An 11,623-nucleotide genomic window follows, 5' to 3' on the forward strand; every position below is an offset into this window, starting at 1 on the left:
GCGCCGGGGCACACAATCTGAGCAACAGGGGAGTGGTAGCGATGAATTCCAGGGGGAAGGCAATCGGCACCGGCAAGGGCAACCGTGGGCGCAAGCCGCAGGTCGCGCCGGTCACCAAGGCGGTCCGGACGGCGCTGGCGCTGTCGGCAATCGCGCTGGCCTCGGTCAGCGGCACGGCCTTCGCCTGCGACCCTCCGGTCGTCGTCGGCAGCTCGACCAGCGTCGAGTGCAACGACCCCGCCTACCTCTCCGGCATCGGCATCAACGCGGTCGACGACCTCACGGTTGTCGTCGGCAACCTCGGCGGCCCGGTCTCGGTGACGCCCGGCTTCGGCCAGGTGGGCATCGGCCTGTTCGCCACCGGCGACGCCAGCCTCGACGTCAGCTCGAGCACCACCATCAGCACCAACGGCGCCAACGGCATCGATGTGTTCGCCTACGGCGAGGCCAGCGTGACCAACGCCGGCTCGATCTACGTCACCGGCGGCAATGGCATCGACGTGTTCGGCCTCGACGGCGCCAGCATCGTCAACGACGGCGTGGTCGATGTCACCGGCAGCGGCTTCGTGACCGGCCTGAGCGCGGTTTCGGCCTACGGCGACGTCAGCATCGTCAACAACGGCAGCGTGCGCGTTGACTCCACCAGCGTGGGCGTCGGCGTCTACGGCGCCGGCGCCGGCAACATCTCCATCACCAACAACGGCTACGTCGATGCCTATGGCGTCGACGTCGGCGTGGGCCTCGCCGGCTTCAGCGACAGCGGCGTGAGCATCGAGAACCTCGGGGCCGTCTACGCCGGTTCGAAGTACGGCCTGGCCGCGGGCGTGTTCGCCAATGGCGACGACGTCAACGTCTACAACGGCGGCTTCATCGGCGCGACCAGCGTCTTCGGCGATGCCTTCGGCGTGAGCGCCTATGCCGGCTACGGCCAGGCCAGCGTGCGCAACGCCGGCGACATCGAGGCGGTCTCCTTCTACGGCACGGCCACCGGCATCGAGGCCCTGGGCTTCGGCGGCGTGGACGTCACCAACACCGGCTACATCCGCGCGGTGGGCTACACCGACGCGACCGGCGTGTTCGCCTATTCGGCCGGCATCGCCGCCATCGACAACGAAGGCTTCGTGCGTGCCGACGCCAAGTACGGCGAGGCCATCGGCCTGTCGTCGCGTGGCGATGGCGCCACCGTCAGGAACGCCTACGGCAGCGTCGTGGTGGCCATCGGCGAGTACGGCGCCACCGGCATCCGCGCCGAGGCCTTCGGCGCCGAGGCTTTCGTGCAGAACGACGGCCTCGTGGTCGCCGACTCGGCCTACGGCGTGGCCACGGGCATCGAGGCCATCGGTGCCTATGGCGCGCGCGCCATCAACCTTGGCGATGTCTATGCCTTCGGCGAACTCGGCGCCTACGCGATCGTCGCCTCCGGCGGCGACGGCCAGGCCATCGTCAACAACGAAGGTTTCGCCGTCGCCCAGACGCGCTACGGCTATGCGGCCGGCATCTTCGCCTATGGCGACACGGCGCTGGCCACCAACGCCGGCACGGTCTTCGCCTACTCGCAGTACGGTTCCGCCACCGGCATGGTCGTCGAGGGCGCCGGCGGCGCCCAGGGATTCAACTACGGCCTGGTCGTGGCCGAAGCCTACGGCGATGCCATGGGCATGCGCGTCGAGTCCGGTGACGGCAACGCGGTCGCCTTCAACTACGGCCTGGCGTACGCCCGCAGCGAGTACGGCAATGCCACCGGCATGCGCGCCTACGCTTCCGGCTACGGCGACGCCTATGCGTTCAACTCGGGCGACGCGGTCGGCATCGCGCTCAACGGCGTCGGCATCGGCATCTCGGCCGAAGGCTTCAACGCCAGCGTCGTCAACGAGGGCGGCGCCTATGGCATCGGCCTGCAGACCGGCATCGGCATCCAGGCGATCGGCTACAACTCGGCCAGCGTCACCAACAGCGGCCTGGCCTACGGCTACGGCGGCTACTACGGCTTCGGCATCTACGCCTCGGCGGGCGCCGGCGGCGTGCAGGTCACCAACGACGGGCAGGCCGTGGGCCTGGCCCAGCAGGTGGGCTTCGGCATCTACGCCATCTCGGCCGGCGACACCTCGGTGGTCAACTCCGGCACCGGCCTCGTGGTGGGCGGCGACCTCGACTACAGCGACTTCGGCGTGGGCATCTACGCCCGCACCAGCGGCACCGGCGCCACCGCCTCGGTGTTGAACGCGGGCGAAGTGATCGCGGAGGGCTACTACGGCGCCTACGGCATCTTCGCCAATGCCAGCGCCGGCTTCGCCACGGTGGACAACAGCGGCAGCGTCCGCGCGAATTCGCCGGACTACAACGCCAACGGCATCATCGCTCAGGGCGCGCTGGGCGCCAGCGTCACCAACAGCGGCGACGTGATCGCCAACGGCAAGTACGCCTACGGCATCGTCGCCATCTCGGGCCAGGGCGACGCCCTGGTGCAGAACAGCGGCTACGTGCTGGCCGACGGCAAGTACGCCTATGGCGTGCAGGCCATCAGCAACCTCGGCGACGCCACGGTCATCAACAGCGGCGTGATCGGCGCCGACGGCAAGTACGCCTACGGCGTGCAGGCCATCAGCGTCCTGGGCGACGCCATCGTCGACAACAGCGGCCTGGTGGACGTGGACGCCACCGGCACGGGCGTGGGCGTGCTTGCCTACTCCGGCCAGGGCGACGTGCAGGTCGGCAACACCGGCCTGGTCGACGTCTATGGCTACTTCCAGGCCACCGGCGTGTTCGCGCTGGCCGACTACGGCACCGCCTCGGTCACCAACGGCGGCACCGTCTACGCCGAGTCGTACTACGGCAACGCCACCGGCATCAGCGCCCGCGGCCTCGTGGCCGACGTGACCAACACCGGCGACGTGCTGGCCTACGGCTACAACAACGCCACCGGCATCTATGCCCTGGGCTTCGACGATGCCACGGTCGCCAACGGCGGCGTGGCCGCGGCGATCAGCTACAACGGCCAGGCGCTCGGCATCGGCGCCTTCAGCCCCTACGGCAACGCCTCTATCGACAATTCCGGCGACGCCGTGGCCGTCAGCTTCCAGGGCGATGCCATCGGCATCCGCGCCGTGTCGAACTACGGCGAGGCGTTGGTCAACAACGACGGCGCCGTCTATGCCGTCGCCAAGTACGGCACCGCCACCGGCATCATCGCCCGCGGCGACGTGGCCACGGTCACCGGCGACGGCCTGGTCTATGCGCAGGGCCTCTACTACGGCACCGGCATCATGGCCATCGGCTACACCGGCGCCAGCGTCGACGTGGGCGGCAGCATCGAGGTCGAGGGCCGGGAGGCCATGGGCATCATGGCCCTGGCTTACGGCGACGTGACGGTGACCAGCCGCGGTTCGATCGATGTGGACTCCAACGACGGCAGCGCTGTCGGCGTCTATGGCCGGTCGGTCTACGGCGACGTCGGCATCGCCGGCACCGGCCCGATCGATGTGTACGGCCGCTACGGCGGTTCGGGCCTGATCGGCGTCGCGATTTACGGCGACAGCGTGGTTTCCAGCGCGGGCGACATGCAGGTCCGCAGCTACGACGGCCTGGCGCAGGGCGTCGTGTCGATCGCGAACCAGGGCACGGCCAGCGCGAGCAACGCCGGCCAGACGCTCGTGGTCTCGACCTACGGCGACGCCCGCGGCGTCGTGGCCAATGGCGATTACGCCCTGGCCGGGAACTCCGGCGTCCTCGGCGTGATCGGCTACAACTCCGCCATCGGCGTGAGCGCCTTCGGCAAGTACGGCGCCGAGGCCGACAACAGCGGCACCGTGTTCGCCGATGCCTACCTCGGCCGCGCGAACGCGCTCTACGCCTTGTCGCTCCAGGGCGACGCGCTGGTCGTCAACTCCGGCACGGCCTCGGCCTACTCCTACGACAGCGCGGCGTTCGCGGCCTACGCCGCGTCGATCCTCGCCGATGCGTCGGTGGACAACAGCGGCACGCTGCTGGCGTCGAGCTACAACAGCACGGCCATCGGCGCGGCGGCGATTACGAACTACGGCACCGCCCTGGTCAGCAACTCCGGCGACATCAGCGTCGATTCCCGTGTCTCGACCGCGGTCGGCGCGTTCGCCCGCGGCGACTACGCCGAGATCGACAACACCGGCAGCATCAGCGCGATCGGCGTGCAGGCCTTCGGCGCCTATGCCATCGGCACCTACGCCGCCAGCATCGGCAACGGCGGCTCGATCTCGGCCGAGAGCGCCAACGGCGTTGCCGTCGCGGCGGCGATCTTCAGCTACGCCGGCGACGCCAGCCTCGACAACTCCGGCGACCTGTCGGCCTACACCTTCGACGGCGTCGCTGCCGGCGCCTACGTGGTGGGCTACAACTCCGCCACGATCGTCAACAGCGGCACCATCACCGGCATCGCCGGCGACAGCGCCGGCCGTGCCTACGGCCTGGTGGCCATCTCCGACGGCGACGTCACCATCACCAACAGCGGCACGATCTCCGCCGTGCACGACACGGTCGCCATCGCGGTGCGCATGAGCTCGGATACGGGCACCTCGCGCCTGTACAACAGCGGCCTGGTGGACGCCGGCAACCTCGGCGGCGGCTCCATCGCCGTGCTGGGCAGCGCCGCGCGCGACGAGATCCACAGCAGCGGGCGCATCAACGGCCACATCATCACCGGCGACGGCGACGACCTGGTCAACATCGGCGCCTCCGGCGAGTGGTACCTCGGCGGCAGCAGCACCAACCTGGGCGCCGGCGAGGACGAGATCGTCAACGCGGGCCTGATCGTCCTGGGCTACGGCACCCTCTACACCGGCGACGGCGACGATTCGATCGTCAACTCGGGCGACCTGGTGCTGGCCTACGCCGGCATCGACATGGGCGGCGCCGACACGGCCAACACCTTCGACAACAGCGGCACCATCCACGTCATCGGCAGCGCCTTCGTCGACATGGGCGCGGGCGGCGGCACGCTGGTGAACAACGGCGCCATCAGCTTCCTCGACGGCGCCACCGACGACATGATGACCATCTACGGCAACCTCGCCGGCGGCGGCGACGTGAACGTCGACATCGACTTCATCGCCGGCACCAGCGACATGCTGTACATCACCGGCGACATCACCGGCCCGCAGAAGACCATCAACGTGGCGGCGGTGAACCTGCCCAACACGCTGACCTTCGATCCGATCGAGGTGGTCATCGCCTCGGGTTCGGCCGCCGCCGACTCCTTCGTGGCCGGCCAGCTGTTCGGCTTCGAGAGCGAGCTGCTCGACTTCGGCCTGAGCGTCGAGCACTCGGTGGTCGGCACCGACAACGTGTTCTCGATCGGCATCGAGATCGACGGCCTGAGCAACGCCGGCAACCTGGCGATCACCCTGGCCCCGGCCGTGCATTCGCTGATCGGCACCAACATCGGCACCCTGCGCCAGCGCGTGGGCGTGCTGCCCGACCTGGGCACCCAGCTCAACGGCCTCGGCCCGTGGGTGCGCCACTTCTCCGGCAGCGGCGGCATCGACGCCACCGGCACCGGCTTCGCGGCCGGCGAGGACCTGCGCTTCGAGCAGGACGTCGACGGCACCGAGGTCGGCATGAACTTCACCGTCGGCCACGGTTTCCACTACGGCGTGATGCTGGGCAAGTCGGACAACGCCCGCATCCTGTCGAACGGGGCTGGCCGCGACGACATCGAGCTCGACAGCGTGGGTCTCTACGCGTCCTGGCTGGCCGACAACTTCTACGTCGACGCCTCCTGGCGCTGGATGGAATTCGAGTCGCAGATGCGTTCGGCCACCGGTGAGTACTTCGCCGCCGGCGACGCCCGCGCCTTCAACCTCGAGGCCGGCTACACCGGCTGGGAAGTCGGCGGCTTCAGCCTGGTGCCGCAGCTGCAGTACACCCGCGCCACCATCGACAACATGGCCTCCGTGGACGGCTCGCTCACCTCGGTCGAGCTCGACGGCGGCGACGGCGAGCGCCTGCGCCTGGGCTTGGGCATCGAGCGCAGCTTCACCACGGCGGGCGGCTTCCGCGTGACCCCGTACGGCTCGATCAACGCCATCAACGAAATGGACGGCACCAGCCGCTTCATCGTCAATGGCAACGCGGCCCTGTCGGGCGAGGTCGAGGCCGGCGGCAACTACGGCATGGCCGAGATCGGCGTCGGCGTTCAGAAGAACGGCTGGTCCGCCAGCGCCGGCGTGAACTGGGCCGACGGCGGCGCGATCGACAGCGACTTCGGCGGCCAGGTGGTCGTGCGCTACACGTGGTAAGCAGGTAGTTCCGGGCGCGGCGGCCACGCAGCCGCCGCGGCCAGGAACCAGGGATGGTGCAGCACAGCTTGGAGCAGGACGTGGCAAAGCAGAACGAGACCGGGGCCCCCGCCAACGAGGAATCGACGCGGGAAGCAGAACTTGAAACCGGCCTGCAGACGGTCTCGGCGGAGGCCGCACCCACCGCGGCACCGGCCGCACCCGCCGCGGGCCAGCAGGCCCCCAAGGACCTGACCAAGCTGCAGGTTCAAAAGGCCTGCTCGCGTGGCCTCGCCGGCTGGCTGGGCATGAACCGCCTGTCGCTGGCCATCACCTCCTACCAGACCGGGCGCATCTACCTCGTCGGCAGCGACCAGCAGGGCCGCGTGTCCTTCTTCGAGCGCATCTTCGAGCGCGCCATGGGCGTGGTGGGCAATGCCCAGCGCATCTATCTCGGCGGCCTCTACCAGCTGTGGCGCTTCGAGAACGTGCTGCGTCCGAACGAAGTCATCCACGGCCGCTTCGACAAGTGCTACGTGCCGCGCAACGCGCAGACCATCGGCGACCTGGACATCCACGAGCTGGGCATCTGCGCCAACGGCAAGGTGGTGTTCGTCAACACCAAGTATTCCTGCCTGGCCGAGCTGAGCCTCACGCACAGCTTCAAGGCGATCTGGAAGCCCAAGTTCATCAGCAAGCTCGCCCCCGAGGACCGCTGCCACCTCAACGGCCTGGCCATGGTGGACGGCAAGCCCAAGTACGTCACCGCGGTGTGCAAGAGCGACACCGTCGACGGCTGGCGCGACCGCCGCCAGGACGGCGGCGTGGTGATCGACGTCGAGACCGACGAGATCGTCTGCGAAGGCCTGTCCATGCCGCACTCGCCGCGCTGGGCCAACGGCAAGCTCTGGGTGCTCAACGCCGGCACCGGCCACCTGGGCTGGGTTGATTTCGAGACGAAGAAGTTCGTGCCGCTGTGCTTCGTGCCGGGCTTTGCGCGCGGCCTGTCGATCAGCGGCAACATCGCCGCGGTCGGCCTGTCCAAGCCGCGCAACCAGCGCTTCGAGGGCCTGCAGCTCGACGAGGAACTGCGCAAGCGCGATGCCGAGCCCTGGTGCGGCGTCCAGATCATCTCGCTCACCAACGGCGACGTGCTCAACTGGATCCGCTTCGACGGCGACATCACCGAAATCTTCGACATCAGCTTCCTGCACAACGTGCGCAACCCGATGATGATCGGCCTGCGCACGCCCGAGATCCGCGACCTGATCACCTTCGAATCGGCCCTCGAACAGCCCCCGGAGTCCGCGCCGTGAACCGCCTGCCGATGCTCGCCGCCTTCCTCGTGCTTGCCCCCGCCCTCGCCGTGGCCCAGGCCAGCCCCGCGGCCGCGCCGCAGGAGCTGCCCGCGGACGCGATGTTCCGGGCCTGGGACAGCAACAAGGACGGCGCGCTGTCGAAGGAAGAATTCCGCGCCGGCTGGGCCGGCCTGCGCCAGCGCGCCGCCGCCGACGCCGAGGCCCGCCTGCGCGTGCAGTTCGACCGTGCCGATGCCAACGACGACCAGGGCATCGACGCCAACGAGTACAAGTCGCTGCTGCTGGTGCGTCGCGCCGGCGATGCCGCGCCGCCGCTGTCGCGCTTCGACGCCAGCAAGGATGGCAAGCTGCAGTTCCCGGAATACCTGGTGATGGTGCAGGAGCTGGCCCAGCGACCGGCTGCGCCTGCCGCGACGGAAGGCAGCCGATGAGCTTCAAGATCACCGCGGTCTGGAAGAAGGTCACGCCGGAGCTCAAGCAGGAGCTGCGTGAGTTCTGGGAGCGCAACCAGGCACTCGCCACCGGCGAGCAGGCCGACATGCGCGCCGAGCAGGCGGTGTGCATCGGTCGCGACAAGGACGGCAAGATCTGCGCGGTGGGCACCGCGCAGCTGCGCATCCTGCCGCGCCTGCGCCAGCCGACCTATTACTACCGCCAGTTCTTCGACCCGTCCATCCGCGGCCAGCAGCAGACGGTGCCCTTCGCCAAGCGCGTGGTGAAGGCGCTGCAGGAATACAACGCCAAGCTGCCCGAGGCCGAGTCCATCGGCCTGGTGGTCGAGCTGCAGAACAAGATGCTCGCCGGCCGCTACGCTTTGGCGCACCATCCCGAACAGGGGTTCACCTTCATCGGCTATTCGCCGCGCAACTGCCCGATGTTCGTGACCTACTTCGAGGGCGCGACGCTCAAGCCGCCGGCACCGCTGCGCCGCGCGTGAGCCGGCTGCTGCTGGCCCTGCTGCTCGCCCTGGCGCCGCTGGCCGGCGCCAGCGGCTTCGACGAGGTCCACGCCGCCCGTGTCGCCGGTACGATCACCGTCGACGAGCGCGGCGTGGTGACCGAGGTGGCGATCGACCGCAGCAAGCTGGGCGACGAGGTGATGTCGGGCCTCGAGGATCAGGTTCGCGGCTGGCGCTTCGAGCCCGTGCTCGACCAGGGGCAGCCGACCCAGGCCAGGCTCAGGCTGTCCGCGGACCTGCTGGCCTTCCGCCAGCGAGGCACCGAGGGCCTCGCGCTGGCCGTGTCCCGCGCCCGGTTCTCCCTGCAGCCCGCCGCGACGGAAGCCCGGCCCCTTGCCCAGCCGGCCTATCCGCCCGACGCCGCCTCCCAGGGGATTGGCGCCGACGTCACCTTGATGGTGCGCGTGGGCGAGGGCGGGAAGGCCGAGGACGCGGCCGTGGCCAGCCTGATGCTCATGGGCGAGCGGGCGGGCGCGCCCGCTTCCAGGGAGCGCCACGCGGCGCGGTTCGCCCGCTCGGCCACCGAGGTGGCCGGGCGCTGGCAGTATCCCTGGGCCAAGGCCGGCGAGACCATCGAAGTGAATGTGCGCTACACCCCGCCGGGCTTCGACGGCCGGCGCTGGGTGCGTGCCTTCCCCATCGGCGTCGACGCGCCGGACTGGGCCGTGCAGGCGATGTCCGCGGAGACGCCGCCGCGCGCGTCCGTCGCCGGCATGGAAGTATCGAGCGGCGTGCGCCTGCAGACCCGGTTGGGCTCGATCCTGCCGGTGCCATCGGCCGACTGAGCCGCCGCCGCACCGCGCCTGCGCCACGGCAAAAGAAAAGCCGGCCCGAAGGCCGGCTTTCCCTTGCGCGTTGGCCGGGGCCTCAGCGCTTCATCGACTGGAAGAACTCGTCGTTGGACTTGGTGGTCTTCATCTTGTCGAGCAGGAACTCCATGGCCGCCAGCTCGTCCATCGGGTGCAGCAGCTTCCGGAGGATCCAGATCTTCTGCAGCATGTCCGGCTCGATCAGCAGCTCCTCGCGGCGGGTGCCGGAGCGATTGATGTTGATGGCCGGGTAGACGCGCTTCTCGGCGATGCGGCGGTCGAGGTGCACTTCCGAGTTGCCGGTGCCCTTGAACTCTTCGTAGATCACCTCGTCCATCTTCGAGCCGGTGTCGACCAGCGCGGTGGCGATGATGGTCAGGCTGCCGCCTTCCTCGACGTTGCGGGCCGCGCCGAAGAAGCGCTTCGGGCGGTGAAGGGCGTTGGCGTCCACGCCGCCGGTGAGCACCTTGCCCGAGCTCGGCACCACGGTGTTGTAGGCGCGGGCCAGGCGGGTGATCGAGTCGAGCATGATCACCACGTCCTTCTTGTGCTCGACCAGGCGCTTGGCCCGCTCGATCACCATCTCGGCGACCTGCACGTGGCGCGCGGCCGGCTCGTCGAAGGTCGAGGAGATGACCTCGCCGCGCACGGAGCGCTGCATCTCGGTCACTTCCTCGGGGCGCTCGTCGATCAGCAGCACGATCAGGTGCACGTCCGGGTGGTTGTACAGGATGGCCTGGGCCACGTTCTGCATCAGCATGGTCTTGCCGGCCTTGGGCGGCGAGACGATCAGGGCGCGCTGGCCCTTGCCGATCGGCGACATCAGGTCCATCACGCGGCCGGTGATGTCCTCGCTCGAACCGTTGCCGCGCTCAAGGCGGAAGCGCTCGCGCGGGAACAGCGGCGTGAGGTTTTCGAACAGCACCTTGCCCTTCGACGCCTCCGGCGGCTCGCCGTTGATGGTGTCGACGATGTTGAGCGCCACGTAGCGCTCGCCGTCCTTGGGGCTGCGGATGCGGCCGGCGATGTGGTCGCCGGTGCGCAGGTTGAAGCGGCGGATCTGGCTGGGCGAGATGTAGACGTCGTCCGGGCCGGCCAGGTAGCTGGCGTCGTCGCTGCGCAGGAAGCCGTAGCCGTCGGGCAGGATCTCGAGCACGCCGTCGCCGGCCACGCCCTGCGGGTGGCGGGTGAGCACCTTGAGCAGGGCGAAGTTGACGTCCTGCTTGCGCATGCGCGCCACGCCCTCGTGGAGGCCGAGCTTGTCGGCGATCTCCAGCAGCTTGTGCGCGGGCATGCGCTTGAGGTCGTTGAGGCTGTAGGTCGGGAAGTCCGGCGGCAGCTGCGGCAGCGGACGGTCGTTCTGGCCGCCGCCGCCATTGCCGCCATTGCCCTGGTTGCCGGCGCCGTCGTCGTCGTCGCGCGGACGGTCGCGGTCGCGGAAGCGGTCGCGCTTGTCACGGAAGCGGTCGCGGCGGTTGCGCCGGCCCTCGCGCTGGCGATCGCCGCTCTGGCCGCCTTCGTCCTGGCCGCCCTGGGACTGGGGATTGCCGCCGCCCTCGTTGCCGCCACCGCCACCCTCGCCGCCACCGCCGGAGCTTTCAGCGGCGGGCGCGCGTTCGGGGGCCGGGGCCGCGGCAGTTGCCGGGGACTCGGGAGCCTGGGTTTCAGCAGCGGCGCGCGGCTTGCGCGGACGCTTCTCGGCGCTGGCGCCGGAGTCGGTTTCGTTTTCGGACACAGGATTCACCTCGCGAACGCGAGCGTGTGGAGGAAGGGGGTGAGGCGAGACATCGGCGCCCGGGGCGCCCGAATGGCCTTCAAACTAACACCGGCGGGGGCGGCCAGACAAGCCGCCGCCCGCCCGGGCCCCGGCGCGGCCGGGGCAGGGGGCGCTCAAAGCGCCTTGTCGACGAACTGCGCCAGCTGGGCCTTGCCCACGGCGCCGACCTGGGTCGAGTGCACCTTGCCGTCCTTGAACAGCATCAGGGTCGGGATGCCGCGCACGGCGTACTGGCGCGGGGTCTGCGGGTTGTGGTCGATGTTGATCTTCACCACCTTCACCTTGCCGGCGTAGGTGTTGGCCATCTCGTCGACGATGGGGCCGATCATCTTGCAGGGGCCGCACCACTCGGCCCAGAAATCCACCAGCACGGGCGTGTCGGACTTGAGTACCTGGGCCTCGAAGTCGGTGTCACCCACATGAAGCACCTGGTCGCTCATGCGTCAAACTCCTGATTTTCTTGGGGTAGCAGCCGGTCCCGGCCGCCGTTGGGGTAAACTGGGGCGCTTTAA

7 protein-coding genes are annotated in these 11,623 nt (G+C 69.4%); 5 read left to right on the forward strand and 2 right to left on the reverse strand.

Annotation, left to right across the window (positions count from 1 at the left end; all coding sequences use genetic code 11):
• Positions 1 to 41: 41 nt before the first annotated feature.
• Genes ABS41_RS04570 through ABS41_RS04590 form a run of 5 tightly spaced genes read left to right on the forward strand, consistent with a single transcriptional unit; the run spans position 42 to position 9,310 of the window.
• Positions 42 to 6,269 carry a hypothetical protein gene (locus ABS41_RS04570; protein ID WP_290591304.1) on the forward strand — a complete coding sequence of 2,076 codons (6,228 nt, stop codon included), beginning with the start codon at positions 42 to 44 and terminating at the stop codon, positions 6,267 to 6,269.
• A gap of 53 nt (positions 6,270 to 6,322) precedes the next feature.
• Positions 6,323 to 7,564: a TIGR03032 family protein gene (locus ABS41_RS04575; protein ID WP_290591307.1), complete on the forward strand. Its 1,242-nt coding sequence runs from the start codon at positions 6,323 to 6,325 to the stop codon at positions 7,562 to 7,564.
• The gene (locus ABS41_RS04580; RefSeq protein ID WP_290591310.1) at positions 7,561 to 7,998 is read left to right on the forward strand and encodes an EF-hand domain-containing protein; all 438 of its coding nucleotides are present in this window, start codon (positions 7,561 to 7,563) and stop codon (positions 7,996 to 7,998) included. The genes ABS41_RS04575 and ABS41_RS04580 overlap by 4 nt, the downstream gene beginning before the upstream one ends.
• Complete coding sequence (locus tag ABS41_RS04585; RefSeq protein WP_290591313.1) at positions 7,995 to 8,504, forward strand: hypothetical protein; 510 nt, start codon at positions 7,995 to 7,997, stop codon at positions 8,502 to 8,504. The genes ABS41_RS04580 and ABS41_RS04585 overlap by 4 nt, the downstream gene beginning before the upstream one ends.
• Positions 8,501 to 9,310, forward strand: a complete 810-nt coding sequence (locus ABS41_RS04590; protein WP_290591316.1) for a hypothetical protein — start codon at positions 8,501 to 8,503, stop codon at positions 9,308 to 9,310. The genes ABS41_RS04585 and ABS41_RS04590 overlap by 4 nt, the downstream gene beginning before the upstream one ends.
• Positions 9,311 to 9,392: 82 nt before the next feature.
• Here ABS41_RS04590 and rho read toward each other — a convergent pair whose 3' ends face one another.
• Positions 9,393 to 11,069, reverse strand: coding sequence for a transcription termination factor Rho (gene rho, locus ABS41_RS04595; protein WP_290591319.1), 1,677 nt, complete (start codon positions 11,067 to 11,069; stop codon positions 9,393 to 9,395).
• A gap of 155 nt (positions 11,070 to 11,224) precedes the next feature.
• Positions 11,225 to 11,551, reverse strand: coding sequence for a thioredoxin TrxA (gene trxA / locus ABS41_RS04600; protein ID WP_290591322.1), 327 nt, complete (start codon positions 11,549 to 11,551; stop codon positions 11,225 to 11,227).
• Positions 11,552 to 11,623: the final 72 nt, after the last annotated feature.

Origin of the sequence: Arenimonas sp. SCN 70-307 (assembly GCF_001724815.1) — a bacterium.
Lineage (GTDB): Bacteria > Pseudomonadota > Gammaproteobacteria > Xanthomonadales > Xanthomonadaceae > Arenimonas.

Excerpts from the sequence above, each read along its gene's own strand:
- ABS41_RS04570 (WP_290591304.1), top strand. The coding sequence starts at position 42 with ATGAATTCCAGGGGGAAGGCAATCGGCACCGGCAAGGGCAACCGTGGG.
- ABS41_RS04575 (WP_290591307.1), top strand. The coding sequence starts at position 6,323 with ATGGTGCAGCACAGCTTGGAGCAGGACGTGGCAAAGCAGAACGAGACC.
- ABS41_RS04585 (WP_290591313.1), top strand. The coding sequence starts at position 7,995 with ATGAGCTTCAAGATCACCGCGGTCTGGAAGAAGGTCACGCCGGAGCTC.
- trxA (WP_290591322.1), bottom strand. The coding sequence starts at position 11,551 with ATGAGCGACCAGGTGCTTCATGTGGGTGACACCGACTTCGAGGCCCAG.